Annotated in this window: 19 protein-coding genes and 1 riboswitch; of the genes, 15 read left to right on the top strand and 4 right to left on the bottom strand. The window is 53.0% G+C overall.

Features of this window, described 5'->3' with window-relative positions:
- The first annotated feature begins 65 nt into the window (after positions 1-65).
- The 8 genes from secE to rpoC all read left to right on the top strand — a co-directional run bounded on the left by secE (position 66) and on the right by rpoC (position 12,219).
- Complete coding sequence (secE, locus tag CRO19_RS07635; RefSeq protein WP_097095309.1) at positions 66-449, top strand: preprotein translocase subunit SecE; 384 nt, start codon at positions 66-68, stop codon at positions 447-449.
- A gap of 1 nt (position 450) precedes the next feature.
- Positions 451-996 (top strand): transcription termination/antitermination protein NusG, encoded by a 546-nt coding sequence (gene nusG / locus CRO19_RS07630; RefSeq protein ID WP_007886300.1) that lies wholly within the window; start codon positions 451-453, stop codon positions 994-996.
- A 148-nt stretch (positions 997-1,144) separates the two neighbouring features.
- Entirely contained in the window at positions 1,145-1,573 is a 429-nt protein-coding gene (gene rplK / locus CRO19_RS07625) for a 50S ribosomal protein L11 (RefSeq protein WP_007886298.1), read from the top strand.
- Positions 1,574-1,576: 3 nt separating this feature from the next.
- Complete coding sequence (gene rplA, locus CRO19_RS07620; protein WP_097095308.1) at positions 1,577-2,281, top strand: 50S ribosomal protein L1; 705 nt, start codon at positions 1,577-1,579, stop codon at positions 2,279-2,281.
- Positions 2,282-2,629: 348 nt separating this feature from the next.
- On the top strand, positions 2,630-3,127 hold the full coding sequence (gene rplJ / locus CRO19_RS07615; protein ID WP_058973440.1) for a 50S ribosomal protein L10: 498 nt from the start codon (positions 2,630-2,632) through the stop codon (positions 3,125-3,127).
- Positions 3,128-3,193: 66 nt separating this feature from the next.
- A complete protein-coding gene (rplL, locus tag CRO19_RS07610) occupies positions 3,194-3,556 on the top strand; it encodes a 50S ribosomal protein L7/L12 (RefSeq protein ID WP_097095307.1) in 363 nt (120 codons plus the stop codon).
- Positions 3,557-3,888: 332 nt separating this feature from the next.
- A complete protein-coding gene (gene rpoB, locus CRO19_RS07605; RefSeq protein WP_097095306.1) occupies positions 3,889-7,917 on the top strand; it encodes a DNA-directed RNA polymerase subunit beta in 4,029 nt (1,342 codons plus the stop codon).
- Between the two features lie 78 nt (positions 7,918-7,995).
- Entirely contained in the window at positions 7,996-12,219 is a 4,224-nt protein-coding gene (gene rpoC, locus CRO19_RS07600) for a DNA-directed RNA polymerase subunit beta' (protein WP_007886289.1), read from the top strand.
- Between the two features lie 66 nt (positions 12,220-12,285).
- On the opposite strand, the gene CRO19_RS07595 is transcribed toward rpoC, so the two are convergent.
- Positions 12,286-12,474, bottom strand: coding sequence for a DUF1127 domain-containing protein (locus CRO19_RS07595; RefSeq protein WP_097095305.1), 189 nt, complete (start codon positions 12,472-12,474; stop codon positions 12,286-12,288).
- 175 nt (positions 12,475-12,649) lie between these two features.
- Between CRO19_RS07595 and CRO19_RS07590 the strand changes: the two genes are divergently transcribed.
- Entirely contained in the window at positions 12,650-14,104 is a 1,455-nt protein-coding gene (locus CRO19_RS07590) for an aminotransferase-like domain-containing protein (protein ID WP_097095304.1), read from the top strand.
- Between the two features lie 154 nt (positions 14,105-14,258).
- Here the strand turns inward: CRO19_RS07590 and thiE are convergent, their stop codons facing one another.
- The 3 genes from thiE to rsd form a co-directional block, all read right to left on the bottom strand.
- Positions 14,259-14,906 (bottom strand): thiamine phosphate synthase, encoded by a 648-nt coding sequence (gene thiE / locus CRO19_RS07585; RefSeq protein WP_097095303.1) that lies wholly within the window; start codon positions 14,904-14,906, stop codon positions 14,259-14,261.
- A complete protein-coding gene (gene thiC / locus CRO19_RS07580; RefSeq protein ID WP_097095302.1) occupies positions 14,903-16,825 on the bottom strand; it encodes a phosphomethylpyrimidine synthase ThiC in 1,923 nt (640 codons plus the stop codon). Before thiC ends, thiE begins: the two co-directional genes overlap by 4 nt.
- 89 nt (positions 16,826-16,914) lie before the next feature.
- Positions 16,915-17,015, bottom strand: a riboswitch (TPP riboswitch).
- A 236-nt stretch (positions 17,016-17,251) separates the two neighbouring features.
- A complete protein-coding gene (rsd, locus tag CRO19_RS07575) occupies positions 17,252-17,758 on the bottom strand; it encodes a sigma D regulator (protein ID WP_097095301.1) in 507 nt (168 codons plus the stop codon).
- An 88-nt stretch (positions 17,759-17,846) separates the two neighbouring features.
- Between rsd and nudC the strand changes: the two genes are divergently transcribed.
- From nudC to CRO19_RS07545, 6 genes are all read left to right on the top strand, one after another.
- Positions 17,847-18,620 carry an NAD(+) diphosphatase gene (nudC, locus tag CRO19_RS07570; RefSeq protein WP_097095300.1) on the top strand — a complete coding sequence of 258 codons (774 nt, stop codon included), beginning with the start codon at positions 17,847-17,849 and terminating at the stop codon, positions 18,618-18,620.
- Positions 18,621-18,659: 39 nt separating this feature from the next.
- A complete protein-coding gene (gene hemE, locus CRO19_RS07565) occupies positions 18,660-19,727 on the top strand; it encodes a uroporphyrinogen decarboxylase (RefSeq protein ID WP_097095299.1) in 1,068 nt (355 codons plus the stop codon).
- A gap of 2 nt (positions 19,728-19,729) precedes the next feature.
- The gene (gene nfi / locus CRO19_RS07560; protein WP_097095298.1) at positions 19,730-20,398 is read left to right on the top strand and encodes a deoxyribonuclease V; all 669 of its coding nucleotides are present in this window, start codon (positions 19,730-19,732) and stop codon (positions 20,396-20,398) included.
- 62 nt (positions 20,399-20,460) lie between these two features.
- A complete protein-coding gene (locus tag CRO19_RS07555; RefSeq protein WP_008108422.1) occupies positions 20,461-21,051 on the top strand; it encodes a YjaG family protein in 591 nt (196 codons plus the stop codon).
- A 188-nt stretch (positions 21,052-21,239) separates the two neighbouring features.
- Positions 21,240-21,512, top strand: coding sequence for a nucleoid-associated protein HU-alpha (hupA, locus tag CRO19_RS07550; protein ID WP_097095297.1), 273 nt, complete (start codon positions 21,240-21,242; stop codon positions 21,510-21,512).
- Positions 21,513-21,580: 68 nt separating this feature from the next.
- Positions 21,581-22,246: a DUF1481 domain-containing protein gene (locus CRO19_RS07545; RefSeq protein WP_097095296.1), complete on the top strand. Its 666-nt coding sequence runs from the start codon at positions 21,581-21,583 to the stop codon at positions 22,244-22,246.
- Positions 22,247-22,262 lie beyond the last annotated feature (16 nt).

The following is a 22,262-nucleotide window of genomic DNA, read 5'->3' as shown; positions in this document are numbered from 1 at the left end:
ATTCGGTTTGGATGCCTCGCTCTGCGGGGCAGAATAGTTTCTGAATTATTGTGGCAGGTTGGTTTATGAGTGCGAATACCGAAGCTCAAGGAAGCGGGCGCGGCCTTGAAGCGATAAAATGGGTAGTTGTGATCGCATTGCTCCTGGTAGCAATCGTCGGCAACTATATTTATCGCGATGTAACACTGCCGCTGCGCGCGCTGGCTGTGGTTGTGCTGATCGCTGCCGCTGGCGGCATTGCATTGTTGACAATCAAAGGCAAGGCGACAGTGGCATTTGCTCGTGAAGCAAAAACCGAAATGCGTAAGGTCATTTGGCCGACTCGCCAGGAAACATTGCACACCACGTTAATCGTTGCCGCGGTAACTGCCGTGATGTCACTGATTTTGTGGGGGCTGGATGGTATTCTGGTCCGTCTGGTATCGTTTATCACTGGCCTGAGGTTCTGAGATGTCTGAAGCTCCAAAAAAACGCTGGTACGTCGTTCAGGCGTTCTCCGGTTTTGAAGCTCGCGTAGCGAAGTCGCTGCACGAGCATATCAAACTGCACAACATGGAAGAGCTTTTTGGCGAAGTCATGGTGCCGACTGAAGAAGTCGTTGAAATCCGTGGTGGCCAGCGTCGTAAAAGCGAACGCAAATTCTTCCCTGGCTATGTACTGGTTCAGATGGTGATGAATGATGCCAGCTGGCACTTAGTACGCAGTGTGCCGCGTGTAATGGGCTTTATTGGTGGTACTTCTGACCGTCCAGCGCCAATCAGTGATAAAGAAGTAGATGCGATCATGAACCGCCTGCAGCAGGTTGGTGATAAGCCGCGTCCAAAAACACTGTTCGAGCCAGGCGAAATGGTACGTGTCAGCGATGGTCCATTTGCCGACTTCAACGGTGTGGTCGAAGAAGTGGACTACGAGAAGAGTCGCTTGAAAGTGTCTGTTTCCATCTTTGGCCGTGCAACGCCAGTAGAACTCGATTTTGCTCAGGTGGAGAAAGGTTAACCCTTTTGTTCACTTTTTAGCTCTTGCGGAAGGCGCGAAATTTACCTATAATTTCGCGCCTTTTGTTTTTATGTGCCAGCAATGGCGTATAAATCGTTATCACGGGGAGCCTGTTTTCCAGGCGCTATAACCCAATTGAGGAAATATCATGGCCAAGAAAGTACAAGCCTACGTTAAGCTGCAAGTTGCAGCTGGTATGGCTAACCCAAGTCCACCTGTTGGTCCAGCTCTGGGTCAGCAGGGTGTTAACATTATGGAATTCTGCAAAGCGTTCAACGCGAAAACTGAATCCCTGGAGAAAGGTCTGCCTACTCCAGTTGTTATCACCGTATACAGTGACCGTTCTTTCACCTTCGTTACCAAAACGCCTCCGGCTGCCGTACTGCTGAAAAAAGCAGCGGGCATCAAGTCTGGTTCTGGTAAGCCGAACAAAGACAAAGTCGGTAAAGTTTCTCGTGCTCAGGTACGTGAAATCGCAGAAACTAAAGCTGCGGACATGACTGGTTCTGACGTAGAAGCGATGACTCGCTCTATCGAAGGTACTGCTCGTTCCATGGGCCTGGTAGTAGAGGATTAAGAAATGGCTAAGCTGACCAAGCGCATGAGCGTAATCCGTGACAAAGTTGATGCTACTAAGCAGTACGACATCAACGAAGCTGTTGCTCTGCTGAAAGAACTGGCTACCGCTAAGTTCGTAGAAAGCGTTGACGTTGCTGTCAACCTCGGCATCGATGCACGTAAATCTGATCAGAACGTACGCGGTGCGACCGTTCTGCCACACGGTACTGGTCGTTCAGTACGTGTTGCTGTCTTCACCCAAGGTGCAAACGCTGAAGCTGCTAAAGCAGCCGGCGCAGAACTGGTAGGTATGGAAGACCTGGCTGAGCAGATCAAAAAAGGCGAAATGAACTTTGACGTTGTTATCGCATCTCCAGATGCAATGCGCGTTGTTGGCCAGTTGGGCCAGGTTCTGGGTCCACGCGGCCTGATGCCAAACCCGAAAGTGGGTACTGTAACCCCTAACGTTGCTGAAGCAGTGAAAAACGCTAAAGCAGGTCAGGTTCGTTATCGTAACGACAAAAACGGCATCATCCACACTACCATTGGTAAAGTGGATTTTGACGCTGACAAACTGAAAGAAAACCTGGAATCTCTGCTGGTCGCGCTGAAAAAAGCAAAACCATCACAGGCGAAAGGCGTGTACATCAAGAAAGTCAGCATCTCTACCACCATGGGCGCCGGCGTTGCCGTTGACCAGGCTGGTCTGAGCGCATCAGCAAACTAATTGCTGCTTGTAACGGGCGAAAAATTCATCTAGAATCTTACGCCCGTTGTTCTGGTTGTTCGCGCAACTCAGAACCCAGATTCAAAGCGATTGAATAGCTATGCCTTAAAACTTAGTCATTCAGCTGCTTAGGTTGGAGCCAGGCCTTATCCTGGCCTCCGTCCAAGACCGCAGGAGCGAAATATTCTCGAATATTTTGCTTAATACCCTGCGTAGACGGTGACAGAACCAAAAAGAATTTTTTCTTCACTGGATTCTGCTCACCGTGTAATAGCGCTTAGTGCCTTCGGGTAATTAAGTGAAGTGAGTTCCGGGAAATCTTTCCCGGTCAATCCAGGAGCAAAGCTAATGGCATTAAATCTTCAAGGCAAACAAGCGATTGTTGCTGAAGTTAGCGAAGTAGCCAAAGGTGCGCTTTCAGCGGTGGTTGCGGATTCCCGCGGTGTAACCGTTGATAAAATGACCGAACTGCGTAAAGCAGGTCGTGAAGCTGGCGTTTACATGCGTGTTGTTCGTAACACCCTGCTGCGCCGCGTCGTTGAAGGTACTCCTTTTGAGTGCCTGAAAGACACGTTTGTTGGTCCGACCCTGATTGCATATTCTATGGAACACCCGGGCGCTGCTGCTCGTCTGTTCAAAGATTTCGCTAAAGCGAATGCAAAATTCGAGGTCAAAGCTGCAGCCTTTGAAGGTGAGCTGATCACGGCGGCCAATATTGACCGTCTGGCAACTCTGCCGACTTACGAAGAAGCACTGGCACGTCTGATGTCGACCATGAAAGAAGCCGCTGCTGGCAAACTGGTCCGTACTCTGGCTGCTGTGCGCGATGCAAAAGAAGCGGCTTAAGGCTAATTTCTTTTCCTTCGTGCTTGCTAACGTATAAACTTTTTCTGATTTTTAGGAACAATCGATATGTCTATCACTAAAGACCAAATTCTGGAAGCGGTTGCCGCTATGTCCGTAATGGAAGTAGTTGAGCTGGTTTCTGCTATGGAAGAAAAATTCGGCGTTTCTGCTGCTGCCGCTGTAGCTGTTGCTGCTGGCCCAGCTGAAGCTGTTGAAGAAAAAACTGAGTTCGACGTAGTTCTGAAGTCTGTTGGCGCTAACAAAGTCGCAGTAATCAAAGCAGTACGTACTGCAACTGGCCTGGGCTTGAAAGAAGCTAAAGACCTGGTTGAAGCTACTGGTACTATCAAAGAAGGCATCAGCAAAGATGACGCAGCCGCTCTTGAAGCTGCTCTGAAAGAAGCTGGCGCTGAAGTTGAAGTTAAGTAAGACAACCCTTGGGTTGCAGCCTGAGTAACATTAGGCTGATGGCTGGTGACTTTTCAGGTCACCAGCCTTTTTGCGCTACAGGGGAATGATGGCGTTTCGCACTGTTTGTCCGTCATTCCTCTTCAATATCTTTTTCTATCGACGCCTTAATATATCGCTTTCCTGCAAAGGTTCCCTGCCTGAACAACGGCGATGAAATGATTTAAGAGTGATAGAAAGATGTATTGCATGGGGTGCTACGCATCGCATGAAAAACAAAAAATAGTGTTGCATGAACTGTCCTTTTCAGGACGGACAGCGTGGTTCGACATGTCAGCTAGCTGAGGAACCCCATGGTTTACTCCTATACCGAGAAAAAACGTATTCGTAAGGATTTTGGTAAACGTCCACAAGTTTTGGACATACCTTATCTCCTTTCTATCCAGCTTGACTCGTTCCAGAAGTTTATCGAGCAAGATCCAGAAGGCCAGTACGGTCTGGAAGCAGCCTTCCGCTCCGTATTCCCGATCTCTAGCTACAGCGGCAACTCTGAGTTGCAGTATGTCAGCTACCGTTTGGGTGAGCCGGTCTTTGACGTAACTGAATGTCAGATCCGTGGCGTGACCTATTCGGCACCGCTGCGCGTGAAACTGCGTCTGGTGATCTACGAGCGCGAAGCGCCGGAAGGCACCGTAAAAGACATCAAAGAACAAGAAGTCTACATGGGTGAAATTCCACTCATGACCGACAACGGTACCTTTGTAATCAATGGTACTGAGCGTGTTATCGTTTCTCAGCTGCATCGTAGTCCTGGCGTGTTCTTTGACAGCGATAAGGGTAAAACGCACTCTTCCGGTAAAGTGCTGTATAACGCACGTATCATCCCTTACCGCGGTTCATGGCTCGACTTCGAGTTTGACCCGAAAGATAACCTCTTTGTCCGTATTGACCGTCGTCGTAAGCTGCCGGCCAGTATCATTCTGCGCGCGTTAAACTTCACCTCAGAACAAATCCTCGATCTGTTCTTTGATAAAGTCGTTTATGAAATCCGCGATAACAAACTGCAGATGGAACTGGTGCCTGAGCGCCTGCGTGGTGAAACCGCCTCCTTCGATATCGAAGCCAACGGCACGGTCTACGTTGAGAAAGGTCGTCGCATTACTGCGCGCCACATCCGTCAGCTGGAAAAAGACAGCATTCAGCATATCGAAGTGCCGGTTGAATACATTGCTGGCAAAGTAGTCGCTAAAGACTACGTCGACCTGAACACCGGCGAGCTGATTGTTCCTGCGAACATGGAATTATCACTGGATCTGCTGGCGAAGCTGAGCCAATCAGGCCACAAGCGCATCGAAACGCTGTTTACCAACGACCTGGATCACGGTGCATATATCTCCGAGACCCTGCGTGTTGACCCAACCAGCGATCGCTTAAGCGCACTGGTTGAGATCTACCGCATGATGCGTCCTGGTGAGCCACCAACGCGTGAAGCCGCTGAAAACCTGTTTGAGAACCTGTTCTTCTCTGAAGATCGTTACGATCTTTCTGCGGTTGGCCGCATGAAGTTCAACCGTTCTCTGCTGCGTGATGAGATCGAAGGTTCAGGTATCCTGAGCAAAGACGACATCATCGAAGTGATGAAGAAACTTATCGGTATCCGTAACGGTATCGGTGAAGTGGATGATATCGATCACCTCGGTAACCGTCGTATTCGTTCTGTTGGCGAGATGGCAGAAAACCAGTTCCGCGTAGGTCTGGTTCGTGTTGAGCGTGCAGTTAAAGAGCGTCTGTCTCTTGGCGACCTCGATACGCTGATGCCACAGGACATGATCAACGCTAAGCCGATTTCGGCAGCGGTGAAAGAGTTCTTCGGTTCAAGCCAGCTTTCCCAGTTTATGGATCAGAACAACCCGTTGTCTGAGATTACGCACAAACGTCGTATCTCTGCTCTGGGCCCAGGTGGTCTGACTCGTGAACGTGCCGGCTTCGAAGTACGTGACGTACACCCAACCCACTACGGTCGTGTATGTCCTATCGAAACCCCGGAAGGCCCGAACATCGGTCTGATCAACTCACTCTCTGTTTATGCGCAGACTAACGAATATGGTTTCCTTGAAACCCCATATCGTCGCGTTGTAGATGGCAAAGTGAGTGACGAAATTCATTACCTCTCTGCAATTGAAGAGGGTAACTACGTTATCGCTCAGGCGAACACCAACCTTGCAGACGATGGCAGCTTTGTTGACGATCTCGTCACCTGCCGTAGTAAGGGTGAATCAAGCCTGTTCAGCCGCGATCAGGTTGACTACATGGACGTTTCCACCCAGCAGGTGGTTTCTGTCGGTGCGTCACTGATCCCGTTCCTGGAGCACGATGATGCTAACCGCGCCTTGATGGGTGCGAACATGCAACGTCAGGCGGTTCCAACTCTGCGTGCTGATAAGCCGCTGGTTGGTACCGGTATGGAACGTGCAGTAGCGGTTGATTCCGGTGTAACTGCCGTAGCGAAACGTGGCGGTACCGTTCAGTATGTTGATGCTTCTCGTATCGTTATCAAAGTTAACGAAGAAGAGATGTATCCGGGCGAAGCGGGTATCGACATCTACAACCTGACCAAGTACACCCGTTCTAACCAGAACACCTGCATCAACCAGATGCCGTGTGTGAATCTGGGTGAGCCGATTGAGCGTGGCGATGTACTTGCTGATGGCCCGTCTACCGATCTCGGTGAGCTGGCGTTGGGTCAGAACATGCGCGTGGCGTTCATGCCATGGAACGGTTACAACTTCGAAGACTCCATCCTCGTATCCGAGCGTGTGGTTCAGGAAGATCGTTTCACCACTATTCACATCCAGGAACTGGCATGTGTGTCTCGTGACACCAAGCTGGGGCCAGAAGAGATCACCGCTGATATCCCGAATGTGGGTGAGGCTGCGCTTTCTAAACTGGATGAATCCGGCATCGTGTATATCGGTGCGGAAGTGACCGGTGGCGACATTCTGGTTGGTAAGGTTACGCCGAAAGGTGAAACCCAGCTGACGCCAGAAGAAAAACTGCTGCGTGCGATCTTCGGTGAAAAAGCCTCTGACGTGAAAGATTCGTCACTGCGCGTGCCGAACGGCGTATCCGGTACGGTTATCGATGTGCAGGTCTTCACCCGTGATGGCGTGGAAAAAGACAAGCGCGCGCTGGAAATCGAAGAGATGCAGCTGAAGCAGGCGAAGAAAGACCTGTCTGAAGAATTGCAGATCCTTGAAGCGGGCCTGTTCGGTCGTATCCAGGCGGTACTGATTTCGGGTGGTGTTGAAGCTGATAAGCTGGACAAACTGCCACGTGAGCGCTGGTTGGAGCTGGGCCTGACTGATGAAGAGAAGCAGAATTCTCTGGAGCAGTTGGCTGAGCAGTACGACGAGCTGAAGCACGAGTTTGAGAAGAAACTTGAAGCTAAGCGTCGCAAGATCACTCAAGGCGATGATTTGGCACCAGGCGTGCTGAAAATCGTTAAGGTGTATCTGGCTGTTAAGCGTCAGATCCAGCCTGGTGACAAGATGGCAGGTCGTCACGGTAACAAGGGTGTTATCTCGAAGATCAACCCTATCGAAGACATGCCTTACGATGAGAACGGTACGCCGGTCGACATCGTACTGAACCCGCTGGGCGTACCATCGCGTATGAACATCGGTCAGATTCTGGAAACTCACCTTGGTATGGCGGCGAAAGGCATTGGTGAAAAGATCAATGCGATGCTGAAGAAGCAGGAAGAAGTCTCCAAACTGCGTGAGTTCATCCAGCGTGCTTACGATCTGGGCACCGATGTGCGTCAGAAAGTTGACCTGAACACCTTCACCGACGACGAAGTGCTGCGTTTGGCAGAAAACCTGAAGAAGGGTATGCCAATCGCGACTCCGGTGTTTGATGGTGCGAAAGAGAGCGAAATCAAAGAGCTGCTGCAGCTCGGCGGTTTGCCTTCTTCCGGTCAGATCACCCTGTTCGACGGCCGTACCGGTGAGCAGTTTGAGCGTCAGGTAACCGTAGGTTACATGTACATGCTGAAACTGAACCACCTGGTCGACGATAAGATGCACGCACGTTCTACCGGTTCTTACAGCTTGGTTACTCAGCAGCCGCTGGGTGGTAAAGCGCAGTTCGGTGGACAGCGCTTCGGTGAGATGGAAGTGTGGGCACTGGAAGCATATGGTGCCGCGTATACCCTGCAGGAAATGCTTACCGTTAAATCTGATGACGTTAACGGCCGTACGAAGATGTATAAAAACATCGTCGACGGTAACCATCAGATGGAACCGGGCATGCCGGAATCCTTCAACGTACTGTTGAAAGAGATTCGCTCGCTGGGTATCAACATCGAGCTGGAAGACGAGTAAGTACTCGCAAGTACTGGTTACGGGACGTGCACTTCGGGTGCGCGTCCCTGAGAGTTCCACTCCGACGGGAGCTAATCCGTGAAAGACTTACTTAAGTTTCTGAAAGCGCAAACTAAGACCGAAGAGTTTGATGCGATCAAAATTGCTCTGGCCTCGCCAGACATGATCCGTTCATGGTCTTTTGGTGAAGTTAAAAAGCCGGAAACCATTAACTACCGTACCTTCAAGCCAGAGCGTGACGGTCTTTTCTGTGCCCGTATTTTCGGACCGGTAAAAGATTACGAATGCCTGTGCGGTAAGTACAAGCGTTTAAAACATCGCGGCGTGATCTGTGAGAAGTGTGGCGTTGAAGTTACACAGACCAAAGTACGTCGTGAGCGCATGGGCCACATTGAGCTGGCTTCACCTACTGCGCACATTTGGTTCCTGAAATCACTGCCTTCGCGTATCGGCTTGCTGCTGGATATGCCACTGCGTGATATCGAGCGCGTGCTGTACTTCGAATCTTATGTGGTGATCGAAGGCGGCATGACCAACCTGGAAAAACGTCAGATTCTGACGGAAGAGCAGTATCTTGACGCGCTGGAAGAGTTCGGTGACGAATTCGACGCGAAGATGGGTGCGGAAGCTATCCAGGCGCTGCTGAAAAATATGGATCTGGAGCAAGAGTGCGAGCAGCTGCGTGAAGAGCTGAACGAAACCAACTCCGAAACCAAACGTAAAAAGCTGACCAAGCGTATCAAACTGCTGGAAGCGTTCGTTCAATCTGGCAACAAGCCAGAGTGGATGATCCTGACCGTTCTGCCGGTACTGCCGCCAGATCTGCGTCCGCTGGTACCGCTGGATGGTGGTCGTTTCGCTACCTCAGATCTGAACGATCTGTATCGTCGCGTGATCAACCGTAACAACCGTCTGAAACGCCTGCTGGATCTGGCTGCGCCAGACATCATCGTACGTAACGAAAAACGTATGCTGCAGGAAGCGGTTGATGCACTGCTGGATAACGGCCGTCGCGGTCGCGCCATCACTGGCTCGAACAAGCGTCCGTTGAAATCTCTGGCAGACATGATCAAAGGTAAGCAGGGTCGTTTCCGTCAGAACCTGTTGGGTAAACGTGTTGACTACTCTGGCCGTTCAGTTATCACCGTTGGTCCATACCTGCGTCTGCATCAGTGCGGTCTGCCGAAGAAAATGGCTCTTGAGCTGTTCAAACCGTTCATTTACGGCAAGCTGGAACTGCGTGGCCTCGCCACCACCATCAAAGCCGCGAAGAAAATGGTTGAGCGCGAAGAAGCTGTCGTTTGGGATATCCTGGACGAAGTGATCCGCGAACACCCGGTACTGCTGAACCGTGCACCAACGCTGCACCGTTTGGGTATCCAGGCGTTTGAACCGGTTCTGATCGAAGGTAAAGCAATTCAGCTGCACCCGCTGGTTTGTGCGGCTTATAACGCCGACTTCGATGGTGACCAGATGGCTGTTCACGTACCGCTGACGCTGGAAGCCCAGCTGGAAGCACGTGCGCTGATGATGTCGACCAACAACATTCTGTCACCAGCGAACGGCGAGCCAATCATCGTTCCTTCACAGGACGTTGTTCTGGGTCTGTACTACATGACCCGCGACAAAGTGAACGCCAAAGGCGAAGGCATGGTGCTGACTGGCCCGAAAGAAGCTGAGCGTGTTTATCGCGCTGGTCTGGCCGAGCTGCATGCACGCGTTAAAGTGCGTATTACTGAATACACCAAGAACGAGCAGGAAGAGTTCGTTGCGAAAACCAGCATTATCGACACCACCATTGGTCGCGCGATTCTGTGGATGATCGTACCGAAAGGCCTGCCTTACTCCATCGTCAACCAGGCGTTGGGTAAGAAAGCGATTTCCAAGATGCTGAACACCTGTTACCGCATCCTGGGCCTGAAGCCGACCGTTATCTTTGCTGACCAAACCATGTACACCGGTTTTGCTTACGCAGCCCGTTCAGGTGCCTCTGTCGGTATCGACGACATGGTGATCCCAGCGAAGAAAGCGGAAATCGTAGCGGAAGCGGAAGCGGAAGTTGCTGAAATTCAGGAACAGTTCCAGTCTGGTCTGGTCACTGCTGGCGAACGTTACAACAAAGTTATCGATATTTGGGCCGCTGCTAACGAACGCGTTTCCAAAGCGATGATGGATAACCTGCAAACTGAAACTGTGATCAACCGTCACGGCGAAGAAGAGCAGCAGGTATCGTTCAACAGCATCTACATGATGGCCGACTCCGGTGCGCGTGGTTCTGCTGCACAGATTCGTCAGCTGGCCGGTATGCGTGGTCTGATGGCTAAGCCAGATGGCTCAATCATCGAAACGCCGATCACCGCGAACTTCCGTGAAGGTCTGAACGTACTCCAGTACTTCATCTCCACGCACGGTGCGCGTAAAGGTCTGGCGGATACCGCACTGAAAACCGCTAACTCCGGTTATCTGACGCGTCGTCTGGTAGACGTAGCGCAGGATCTGGTGGTTACCGAAGATGACTGCGGCACGTTCGAAGGCATCATGATGACTCCGGTCATCGAAGGTGGCGACGTTAAAGAGCCACTGCGTGAGCGTGTACTGGGTCGTGTAACGGCTGAAGACGTTCTGAAGCCGGGCACTGCAGATATCCTGATTCCGCGTAACACCCTGATCGATGAGCACTGGTGTGATGTGATCGAACTGAATTCAGTCGATGCGATCAAAGTGCGTTCGGTTGTTGGTTGTGAAACCGACTTCGGTGTGTGCGCACACTGCTATGGTCGCGATCTGGCACGAGGTCACATCATCAACAAAGGTGAGGCCATCGGCGTTATCGCAGCACAGTCCATCGGTGAGCCGGGTACTCAGCTGACGATGCGTACGTTCCACATCGGTGGTGCGGCATCTCGTGCGGCTGCTGAATCCAGCATCCAGGTGAAGAACAAAGGTACTATCAAGCTGACCAACGCGAAGTCTGTAACCAACTCCTCAGGGAAACTGGTTATCGTTTCACGTAACGTTGAGCTGAAAATGATCGACGAGTTCGGTCGTACCAAAGAGAGCTATAAAGTGCCTTACGGTGCGGTCATGGCGAAAGGTGACGGTGAGCAGGTTGCCGCGGGCGAGACCGTAGCAAACTGGGATCCACATACCATGCCGGTCATCACCGAAGTGGGCGGTTTCATTCGCTTCACTGACATGATCGACGGTCAGACCATTACCCGTCAGACTGACGACTTAACCGGTCTGTCATCGCTGGTGGTTCTGGACTCTGCAGAACGTACTGCGGGTGGTAAAGATCTGCGTCCTGCGCTGAAAATTATTGATGCCAACGGAAATGATGTGCTGATTCCAGGTACCGATATGCCAGCTCAGTACTTCCTGCCGGGCAAAGCAATTGTTCAGCTGGAAGATGGCGTTAAGATCAGTGCCGGTGACACGCTGTCGCGTGTTCCGCAGGAATCTGGCGGTACCAAGGATATTACCGGTGGTCTGCCGCGCGTTGCTGACTTGTTCGAAGCGCGTCGTCCGAAAGAGCCAGCCATCCTGGCGGAGATCAGCGGTATCATCTCCTTCGGTAAAGAGACCAAAGGTAAGCGTCGTCTGGTAATTACGCCGGTTGATGGTAGCGATCCGTACGAAGAGATGATTCCAAAATGGCGTCAGCTTAACGTATTCGAAGGTGAGCGCGTAGAACGTGGTGACGTCGTATCTGACGGCCCAGAGTCTCCGCACGACATCCTGCGTCTGCGTGGCGTCCATGCTGTGACCCGTTACATCACGAACGAAGTGCAGGAAGTTTACCGTCTGCAAGGCGTTAAGATTAACGATAAACACATCGAAGTCATCGTTCGTCAGATGCTGCGTAAAGCAACCATCTCGAGCGTGGGAAGCACCGACTTCCTGGAAGGTGAGCAGGCTGAATACTCTCGCATCAAGATCTCTAACCGTGAACTTGAAGCGAATGGCAAAATCGGCGCGACGTTCATGCGCGATCTGCTGGGTATCACCAAAGCGTCACTGGCAACTGAATCGTTCATCTCTGCAGCATCGTTCCAGGAGACCACACGTGTCCTGACCGAAGCCGCAGTAGCAGGCAAGCGCGACGAACTGCGCGGCCTGAAAGAGAACGTGATCGTGGGTCGTCTGATTCCAGCCGGTACCGGTTATGCTTATCATCAGGATCGTATGCGTCGCCGCTCTGCGGGTGAAGCTCCGGTTGCACCGCAGGTTACTGCGGATGAAGCCTCTGCTAGCCTGGCGGAATTGCTGAACGCCGGTCTGGGCGGAAGCGACGACGAGTAAGTCGTCTGCTTAAGCTGACCAATAAAAAACCCTGCCTCGGCAGGGTTTTTTTTCGTCTCAATGCAGTTAAAACTTGCGGCAGACTTCGTCGCGTGTCAGCCCGATGTCGCGAAGCTGGTTGTCACTCAGCTGTGAAAGGATGCGATGCGTTTCACGCCGAGCTTTCCAGTTTTTCACCATGCGCACTGCACCGCGAAAGATATCCAATAACGTCACATTAAAAGGTTTAGCTGCGCGATTTTGGTCGAATTCCATAGTCCTTGCCCTCAGTAGGTTGCCTGAGATGCATTGTCCAATTCCTGCACAAAATGATACAGATGCAAAAATCACTTATCTTTAACATACAGATTGCAATTGAGACGATCTGAATGGTAATAATACAGGGTATCTGTACCGGTTTGCTGTAATTAACGGCGGGATGAGGCATACGATGACGCGCTACCAACATTTAGCATGTTTGCTGTCGGATAGGATTGAACAAGGGCTGTTCCGCAGCGGCGAGAGATTACCATCGGTACGCACGCTTAGTCTGGAGCACGGCGTAAGTATCAGTACCGTGCAGCAGGCTTATCATTTGCTTGAAGAGAAGCAGCTGATTGTGCCGCAGCCACGTTCCGGATATTTCGTCGCAACGCGCAAAGCCACGCCGCCCGTACCTGCACTCACCCGACCAGCACAGCGACCGGTTGAAATCACTCAGTGGGAATCGGTGCTGGAGTTGCTAAGTAGCCGCACTAACAGCGATGTGTTGCAGCTCGGTAGCGGCATGCCCGATTTGACCCAGCCAACGTTGAAACCGCTGTGGAAAATACAGAGCCGTATGGCGCAAAAGCAGGATGTTGATCAACTCAACTACGACAGCTTGCTGGGCGTGGCGGCATTGCGCGAACAGGTCGCACGGCTGACGATCGACAGTGGTTGTCAGCTCACGGCGGACGATATTGTTATCACCACTGGCTGCCACGAAGCACTGTCGATTTCCATTCGCGCGATATGTCAGCCGGGCGACATCATTGCCGTCGAATCGCCCACTTTTCACGGCACCATGCAGACGTTGCGCGGCTTTGGCATTCGCGCCATTGAGATCCCCACGGATTCGGTGACGGGCATTAGCCTGGAAGCACTGGAACTCGCCTTTGAGCAGTGGCCGATTAAAGCGGTGGTTGTCGTGCCGAACTGCAATAATCCACTGGGATTTATTATGCCTGAGCCCCGCAAGCGCGCGCTGCTGACGCTGGCGCAGCGTTTCGATGCGGCGATTATTGAAGACGATGTCTATGGTGAGCTGGCATGGGAATATCCGCGCCCGGTTACGATTAAATCGCTGGATAGTGATGGGCGCGTGTTGCTGTGCAGTTCTTTCTCTAAAACACTGGCTCCGGGGCTGCGCGTCGGCTGGGTCGCTCCTGGACGCTATCGCGATCGCGTACTGCATATGAAATACATCAGTACCGGTTCCACGGCGACGCAGCCGCAGCATGCGGTGGCAGAGTTTATTCGCCTTGGCCATTATCTGCCGCATCTGCGTCGTATGCGTCAGGTTTATCAGCGCAACTACGAAACCTTTAACTGCTGGGTACGCCACTATTTCCCGTGCGGTATTTGTGTGTCGCGGCCACAGGGCAGTTTCCTGATGTGGATCGAGCTGCCAGAAGCGTTTGACGCGGTCAGGTTGAATACCGAATTGCGGGAGCTGAATATCCAGGTTGCGGTAGGATCGCTGTTTTCGGCCTCGGGAAAATATCGCAATTGCCTGCGCCTGAATTACGGATTGCCAATGAATGAGCATACAGAGCAGGCGATAGCCCAGCTCGGTGCAGCAGTGGAGCGTGCCATGTTGGCCTGTAATATAGAAACTGTGCATACCTCCTCCCTGACTGTTTAAAAGAAAGGCAGGGCTGGGAGAGGTTAGGACCAGCCCTGGCCCGCTGCAAGCGACAGCGGGCAGGCACACTTTAACGTGGTTGCGAAATGGCACCAGATGCGACATCCAGCGAATGCATAACGCATTCCAGCTTATTACTCTTACTCACAACGCCTTACATCTCTTCTGCGGGCTGGATTCCAGATTCCACCAATGCCAGCAGTTCCTGCGTTGCCGCACGCCAGTCTGGCGCTTGGGTAATTGCGCTCACTACGGCAATACTTCCGACGCCCGTTGCCAGCACTTCAGGTACGCGCGCCAGTGAAATACCGCCGATTGCCACGGTTGGCATGTCCTGCAAACGTGCCAGATGGCGTTTCAATTCCACCACGCCCTGCGGGGCTGATGGCATGTCTTTGGTTTGCGTGGGATAGATATGTCCGAGCGCAATGTAAGAAGGGCGCAGCGCGAGTGCGCGATCCAGCTCGTTATCATCATGCGTCGATAAACCTAAGCGCAATCCAGCCTGACGAATGGCCGCCAGATCGGCAACATCGAGGTCTTCCTGACCAAGATGTACGCCATAAGCATGATATTTGATGGCTAAGCGCCAGTAATCATTGATGAACAGGCGTGCGCGATACTGCTTGCCAAGTGCAATCGCCTCGCGCACTGCATCTTCAACTTCATGATCCTCGCAATCTTTAATGCGTAGCTGGATAGTGCGCACACCGGCTTCCAGCAGGCGCGCGATCCACTCCACGCTATCAACTACTGGATACAGCCCCAGTTTTGGGGCGGTGGCAGGAAAGGCGTCAGTCATACTTTTTCCTCTTTTAGGGTATCGGCAGCGTGATACAACTCGCCGCCACGATTGCGGAAGGCATCCGACATTTGCGCCATGCCCACCTCGATGGTCTGAGCTTCAACCTGTTGACGGGCGGCAAATTCGCGGACTTCCTGGGTAATTTTCATCGAGCAGAATTTGGGGCCGCACATCGAGCAGAAGTGCGCCACTTTTCCCGATTCTTGCGGCAAGGTTTCGTCGTGGTAGGCGCGAGCGGTATGCGGATCAAGTGCCAGGTTGAACTGATCTTCCCAGCGGAATTCAAAACGTGCTTTGGACATCGCATTATCGCGAATCTGGGCGCCCGGATGGCCTTTCGCCAGATCCGCAGCGTGCGCGGCGATCTTGTAGGTGATCAGCCCCTGCTTCACATCCTCTTTATGCGGTAAACCAAGGTGCTCTTTGGGCGTCACGTAACACAGCATGGCGCAGCCAAACCAGCCAATCATTGCCGCGCCGATGCCGGAAGTGAAGTGGTCGTAGCCGGGTGCGATATCGGTAGTGAGTGGACCGAGCGTATAAAAAGGGGCTTCGTGGCAGTGCTCCAACTGCTCGGTCATATTGCGGCGAATCATCTGCATCGGCACATGGCCCGGACCTTCAATCATCACCTGCACATCATATTCCCAGGCAATTTTCGTCAGTTCGCCCAGCGTATGCAGCTCGGCAAATTGCGCCTCGTCGTTGGCATCCTGAATTGAGCCCGGACGCAGGCCGTCGCCCAAAGACAATGCCACATCGTAGGCAGCACAGATCTCACAAATCTCGCGGAAGTGCAGATACAGGAAGCTTTCGGTGTGGTGCGATAGGCACCATTTCGCCATGATTGATCCGCCGCGTGACACAATGCCGGTGAGTCGTTTAGCCGTCATGGGTACATAGCGCAACAGCACGCCAGCGTGGATAGTGAAGTAATCGACGCCTTGCTCCGCCTGTTCCAGTAGCGTGTCGCGGAATATTTCCCAGTTGAGGTCTTCGGCAATACCGTTCACCTTTTCCAGCGCCTGATAAATCGGCACCGTACCAATCGGCACCGGGCTGTTACGCAGAATCCATTCGCGCGTTTCATGGATATATCGTCCGGTAGAGAGATCCATCACGGTATCTGCCCCCCAGCGCGTTGACCACACCAGTTTCTCCACTTCTTCTTCAATCGAAGAACTGACCGCCGAGTTGCCGATATTGGCATTCACCTTCACCAGAAAGTTGCGACCAATGATCATCGGTTCGGATTCGGGATGGTTGATGTTAGCAGGGATGATGGCGCGGCCGCTGGCCACTTCCTGACGGACAAACTCCGCGGTGATATTTTCCGGCAGGTTGGCGCCAAAGCTGTGACCGGGATGCTGCTGCAGCAGCACTTCACCACGAATACGCTCGCGGCCCATGTTTTCACGCAGCGCAATAAACTCCATCTCCGGCGTGATGATGCCCTGACGTGCATAGTGTAGTTGGGTAACGCAGCGACCCACTTTGGCGCGGCGCGGCTGTGGCAGATGCTCAAAACGCAAATGATCCAGGCCTTCATCTGCCAGACGCTGTTGGGTGTAACTGGAACTCAGCTGGTGAATGGTTTCGCTGTCGCCGCGCGCTTCGATCCAGTTGGTGCGCAGCCTGGTGAGCCCCTGATGCACATTGATCGTGGCTTCAGGATCGCCATAAGCACCGGCCGTGTCGTATACCGGCACCGGTTCATTCGGCTCATACTGCGGATCGTCTTTACTGCCGCCGGTGTGCGTTGGGCTCAGTTGAATCTCACGCATGGGCACGCGAATATCCGTGCGGCTGCCAGTGATCCAGATGCGTTTTGAGTTCGGAAAAGCGGCTCCCTGGAGGGAATCGATAAATTCCTGCGCCTGAGCACGTTGTTCACGACGAGAGGTTTTAGCAGACATAGCAAATTTCCTATAAAAGTTGGAAGTTGCTTGTCCAGAGTTCGGAAGGAGTAACAGATACGATAACGGCGTAAGCCGACATCGTGCTGATGATATCTACTCTTGTTCCCTTCGCAGGTACTAACCTGATCAGGTTCCGCGGATCCCGAATTAACGGTCTCAGCCCCGAAGGGCACTCCGACAAGTGTGTGTTTTGTGGTTTAAGCTACTTTGCTTGCCATTTTGCACCTGGGCAGTGCTCGTGACCGTCACGTACTTCGTGTACGCTCCGGTCCCTGCGCGCTGTCCGAGTGCAAACTGGCTGCGCACGCTACGCTTATATCGCAAAACCTGACTCTTCATTTTTCTGGAAGAGGCTCATAAAAAAAGCCCATTTAGCATAAGAGGGCTTTTCTCGAATAACAAGTTTTTTACAACTGCGGGCATTCAGGCCGGGCGGGCGATGACGCTGTCATTGGCAACCGGTAGATGCGCCAGCTGGTTATCCCAGGCGAGTTGTACCAGCTTATCTTCCAGCGTGAAGCGCGATTCCAGCACTTCGCCGACTTCGGACAGCGCCTGCTGAAAATCGACACAGTTATCGTCGTTAATCGCTTGCTGCAAATGACTGTCGTAGAGCTGCATGATGCGGTCAGTGTTCGCCTCAAGTGCCGGATAAATTTGCGCGGCAGCCATTAAGGGGTTATCACCCTGCATCTCACTAATAATGTGTTCATACACGCTAAAATGACCGGTAGAAAGGTAATCCACCAGATTGTGGCAAAATGCATCCAGCGCTTGTTCATCCAGCGCGGTTAACGCATCTTTTTGTGGCTTCAGGCCAATAAGCTCGTAGTACGTGACAAGCAGCTGTCGACGGGCGCGCAACCATGAATCAACCAATTCATTTCCGCCGCCGACACGCTTTGTCAGGTCATCTAACTGGTTAAGCATATGGGGCTCCAGGTAGGTTATAGTTGTTTATTACACACTTAATATTAGAGTTTCAGCGTGCGGTTTAACGCTAAGGACAACGATTAAGATGCAACGTGAGATCTCAAGCTTAGACGCTGGATGGTGGATTGTCAGCCATGAGCAAAAACTTTGGTTACCGCAGGGCGAACTGCCGCATGGCTTATCCACCGAGTTTGGACTCAGTGGCAGCCACGGCATTTTGATTGGCGAATGGCAGGGCGAAAACGTCTGGCTCGTGCGGGAAGCGCGTCCAGACAGCATGGGCTCGGTCCGCCAACTGATTGATGAAGATGTCGGTCTATTCCAGATCGCCGGGCGCGGCGTGCAGCTGGCGGAGTTCTATCGATCGCATCGCTGGTGCGGCTATTGCGGCCATGAGATGCATATCAGCAAGCGCGAGTTCGCTTGTCTGTGTCATCACTGCCGCGAGCGCTATTACCCGCAAATTGCGCCGTGCATTATCGTGGCCATTCGCCGTGGCGATGAGATTCTGCTTGCCAATCATGCCCGTCATCGCAACAACATTTACACCGTGCTGGCGGGCTTCGTCGAAGTGGGCGAAACCTTAGAACAAGCGGTGGCGCGTGAAGTGATGGAAGAGAGCAACGTGCGGGTGAAAAACGTGCGCTACGTTACTTCGCAGCCGTGGCCGTTCCCGCATTCACTGATGATGGCGTATATGGCCGAATACGATGGCGGTGACTTGCAGCACGACGGCAAAGAGTTGCTCGATGCCGGTTGGTATCGCTATGACGATTTGCCACTGTTGCCGCCGCCAGGCACGGTTGCGCGTCGCCTGATCGAAGATACCGTTGCCCTGTGTCGCGCCAGCGCGGCGTGAAAATGCTACACTGCCGGCCTTAGCATGAGAGAGCCTATTATGAGTGAACTGAAGAACGATCGTTATCTGCGCGCCCTGTTACGTCAACCGGTAGATGTCACGCCGGTATGGATGATGCGACAAGCCGGGCGTTATTTACCGGAGTACAAAGCCACGCGCGCTGAAGCCGGTGATTTTATGTCACTGTGTAAGAACGCTGAGCTGGCATGTGAAGTTACGCTGCAGCCGCTGCGTCGCTATGCGCTGGACGCGGCGATCCTCTTCAGCGATATCCTCACCATTCCCGATGCGATGGGACTTGGGCTTTACTTTGAAACTGGCGAAGGCCCCCGTTTCTCCCATCCGATCACCTGCCGCGCCGATGTCGACAAGCTGCCGGTACCGGATCCTGAGCAAGAGCTCGGCTATGTGATGAACGCGGTGCGTACGATTCGTCACAATCTGAAAGGCGAAGTGCCGCTGATTGGCTTCTCAGGTAGCCCATGGACGCTGGCAACCTATATGGTGGAAGGCGGCAGCAGCAAAGCCTTCACGAAAATCAAAAAGATGATGTACGCCGATCCACAAACGCTGCACAAGCTGCTGGATAAGCTGGCGGACAGCGTCATTCTTTATCTGAATGCGCAGATCAAAGCCGGCGCGCAGTCAATCATGGTGTTCGATACCTGGGGCGGTGTACTGACTGGTCGCGACTATCGCGAATTCTCGCTGTACTACATGCACAAAATCGTCGATAGCGTGCTGCACGAGAACGAAGGTCGTCGCGTACCGATTACGCTATTTACCAAAGGTGGCGGCCAGTGGCTGGAGGCGATTGCTGCGACCGGTTGTGATGCGCTGGGACTCGACTGGACTACCGATATCGCTGATGCGCGTCGTCGTGTTGGTGACAAAGTGGCGCTTCAGGGCAACATGGATCCTTCCATGCTGTATGCACCGCCAGCGCGTATCGAGCAGGAAGTGGCAGGGATCCTTGAAGGATTTGGCACGGGTGAAGGCCATGTGTTTAACCTGGGGCACGGCATCCATCCCGACGTGCCGCCAGAGCATGCCGGGGCATTTGTGGAAGCAGTGCATCGCTTGTCTCGTCCGTACCATCAAGGTTAATCATGGATTTAGCCGCACTACGCCAGGAACAGTTACAACGCGCTGCTGATGTGGTGCGGCAAGATGATTTCGACGTGCTGCCGCCGCGCTTCATTGGTGGCGCCGACGTCGGTTTTGAGCAGGGCGGCGAGGTCACGCGCGCTGCCCTGGTGATTCTCGAGTATCCTTCTTTAACGCTGGTGGAACATCGCATTGCGCGCGTGGCGACCACCATGCCCTACATCCCGGGTTTCTTATCTTTCCGCGAAATGCCCGCGCTGCTGGAAGCCTGGCAGCAGCTTTCCCAGCAGCCCGATCTGCTGTTTGTGGATGGCCATGGTATTTCTCATCCACGTCGGCTTGGCGTGGCGGCGCATTTCGGTTCGCTGGTGGATGTACCGACCATTGGTGTGGCGAAGAAGCGTCTGTGCGGACGTTTTGCTGATCTGGCTGCCGAGCCGGGCAGTCGACAGCCGTTGATCGATAAGGGTGAACAAATTGGCTGGGTATGGCGCAGTAAAGCGCGCTGTAATCCGCTATTTATCTCCACGGGTCATCGCGTCAGCCTCGATAGCGCATTGCATTGGGTAGAAGCCTGTACGGCGGGTTACCGCCTGCCTGAACCCACGCGCTGGGCTGATGCTGTCGCTTCAGGCCGCCCGGCTTTTCTGCGCTGGCAAAATTCGCGTTAACGCTGTTTGCGCCCGGCTTTTGCGGTACACTGCCGCCAGCTAACCTATTGAGAGTAAGTTTGATGTTACAAAACCCCGTCCATTTGCGTCTGGCGAAGCTGGAAAGCTGGCAGCATATGACCTTCATGGCCTGCCTCTGCGAGCGTATGTTCCCCAACTATTGGGCTTTCTGTCAGCAGACTGAATTCGCCGATCCGCAACTCTATCGCCGTATCCTCGATCTGATCTGGGAAAGCCTGACGGTGAAAGATGCCAAAATCAATTTCGATGGTCAGCTGGAGAAATTTGAGGCTGCCATCCCTGACGGTGACGATTTCGAGGTTTACGGCGTGCATCCGGCGATCGATGCCTGTGTGGCATTAAGTGAACTGCTGCATGCCCAGCTCAGCGGTGAAACGCTGGAGCACGCGGTGGAAGTGAGCCGCACCTCGATTACCACCGTGGCGATTCTGGAAATGACCCAGGCCGGTCGTGAAATGACCGACGAAGAGCTGCGTGAAAATCAGGCGGTCATCGATGAATGGGACCTGCAGTGGGAGATTTTCCGCCTGCTGTCAGAGTGCGAGGAGCGCGACCTGGAATTGATTAAAGGACTGCGTGCAGACCTGCGTGAAGCGGGAATCAGTAACATCGGTATACTTTTTCAGCAATAAGGCAAGAAAACGTGACTTCAGGCCCGAATTACCGCGCCTGGAGGCTTCACATGGGCCCCCTGTCTGGTCTACATTTGGGGGGCTGAAAATTGTGGCTATCGGTGCGTGCTGGCTGAACAAGGCCTGAGAATGGCTTTTCCCTCGCACTCGTTGCTTAGCAAGCGATAAATACACTTTAAGGATAACTTATGAACAAGACTCAACTGATTGATGTGATCGCAGAGAAAGCTGACCTGTCTAAAACCCAGGCTAAAACTGCGCTGGAATCTACCCTGGCTGCGATCACTGAGTCTCTGAAAGAAGGTGATGCTGTACAACTGGTTGGTTTTGGTACTTTTAAAGTGAACCACCGCAATGAGCGTACTGGTCGCAACCCGCAGACTGGCAAAGAGATCAAAATCGCTGCAGCTAACGTGCCAGCATTCGTTTCAGGCAAAGCTCTGAAAGACGCTGTTAAGTAAGTTTCCGCATTGCGGTTTAGCTTTAAAAGAGGGGGCGTTATCGCCCCTTTTTGTTGCCGGGAGCGGCCATGCTGAATCAGATTAGTCAGCGCGTTTGTGCCCTGTTATGGGGTGCGCTTCTTACGGGTTGTAGCTCCACCCCCGATCTTCCTGCCTTTACGGCGAGCGGCTATCTGGCCGACCGCGGCACCGTACGCATCTGGCGCAAGAATAGCGACCATCAAGCCGTTCATCTTCGCACCGTCTTCACGCCATTTAATGGCGACGCGATGGAGACAACCGATTACAGCTGGCAGCAGCAACAGCTGGTTAGCGTGGAAAGGCATCTTGCTGGCGCGCAGCCGGATGATGTCACTTTACGCTTCGATCATCAGGGTAACCTCAATTTTATGCAGCGCCAGCTGGCGGGACGACGTGAAGCGGTTAGCGCCGATAGTGTAGAGTTGTATCGTTTTGATGCGCAGCGCATGTTGGATCAGAGCAATGCGTTACTTGAAGGCCGTGTATTGCTGCGTCAGGGCCATTGGCTGGGTGGCAATCAGGTGCGTGAGTGCGATGACAAGCTGGTGAATGCGCCCTTTGATCGCGACACGCTGTATACGCTAGGTCGCCAGCAGCAGAGCCAGGCTGCGCCATTGATGGTGTCATGGCTGGAAGCGCCGGAAGGCGTGCAGCTGCTGCGCGTAACGTCGGACGACGAATGCAGCTGGCAGCCGAAAGAGAGTGACTTCTGACGAGTCGAACAGAGAA

It is taken from the genome of Candidatus Pantoea floridensis (genome assembly GCF_900215435.1).
Taxonomy (GTDB): domain Bacteria; phylum Pseudomonadota; class Gammaproteobacteria; order Enterobacterales; family Enterobacteriaceae; genus Pantoea; species Pantoea floridensis.
Note: the sequence above shows the minus strand (reverse complement) of the source record. Positions and strands in the feature narration are given on the sequence as shown.

Excerpts from the sequence above, each read along its gene's own strand:
- secE (WP_097095309.1), top strand. The coding sequence starts at position 66 with ATGAGTGCGAATACCGAAGCTCAAGGAAGCGGGCGCGGCCTTGAAGCG.
- hemE (WP_097095299.1), top strand. The coding sequence starts at position 18,660 with ATGAGTGAACTGAAGAACGATCGTTATCTGCGCGCCCTGTTACGTCAA.
- rplL (WP_097095307.1), top strand. The coding sequence starts at position 3,194 with ATGTCTATCACTAAAGACCAAATTCTGGAAGCGGTTGCCGCTATGTCC.
- CRO19_RS07545 (WP_097095296.1), top strand. The coding sequence starts at position 21,581 with ATGCTGAATCAGATTAGTCAGCGCGTTTGTGCCCTGTTATGGGGTGCG.
- thiE (WP_097095303.1), bottom strand. The coding sequence starts at position 14,906 with ATGACTGACGCCTTTCCTGCCACCGCCCCAAAACTGGGGCTGTATCCA.
- hupA (WP_097095297.1), top strand. The coding sequence starts at position 21,240 with ATGAACAAGACTCAACTGATTGATGTGATCGCAGAGAAAGCTGACCTG.
- nfi (WP_097095298.1), top strand. The coding sequence starts at position 19,730 with ATGGATTTAGCCGCACTACGCCAGGAACAGTTACAACGCGCTGCTGAT.
- CRO19_RS07555 (WP_008108422.1), top strand. The coding sequence starts at position 20,461 with ATGTTACAAAACCCCGTCCATTTGCGTCTGGCGAAGCTGGAAAGCTGG.
- rpoB (WP_097095306.1), top strand. The coding sequence starts at position 3,889 with ATGGTTTACTCCTATACCGAGAAAAAACGTATTCGTAAGGATTTTGGT.
- nusG (WP_007886300.1), top strand. The coding sequence starts at position 451 with ATGTCTGAAGCTCCAAAAAAACGCTGGTACGTCGTTCAGGCGTTCTCC.
- CRO19_RS07590 (WP_097095304.1), top strand. The coding sequence starts at position 12,650 with ATGACGCGCTACCAACATTTAGCATGTTTGCTGTCGGATAGGATTGAA.
- rsd (WP_097095301.1), bottom strand. The coding sequence starts at position 17,758 with ATGCTTAACCAGTTAGATGACCTGACAAAGCGTGTCGGCGGCGGAAAT.
- CRO19_RS07595 (WP_097095305.1), bottom strand. The coding sequence starts at position 12,474 with ATGGAATTCGACCAAAATCGCGCAGCTAAACCTTTTAATGTGACGTTA.
- nudC (WP_097095300.1), top strand. The coding sequence starts at position 17,847 with ATGCAACGTGAGATCTCAAGCTTAGACGCTGGATGGTGGATTGTCAGC.
- rplA (WP_097095308.1), top strand. The coding sequence starts at position 1,577 with ATGGCTAAGCTGACCAAGCGCATGAGCGTAATCCGTGACAAAGTTGAT.
- rplK (WP_007886298.1), top strand. The coding sequence starts at position 1,145 with ATGGCCAAGAAAGTACAAGCCTACGTTAAGCTGCAAGTTGCAGCTGGT.
- thiC (WP_097095302.1), bottom strand. The coding sequence starts at position 16,825 with ATGTCTGCTAAAACCTCTCGTCGTGAACAACGTGCTCAGGCGCAGGAA.
- rplJ (WP_058973440.1), top strand. The coding sequence starts at position 2,630 with ATGGCATTAAATCTTCAAGGCAAACAAGCGATTGTTGCTGAAGTTAGC.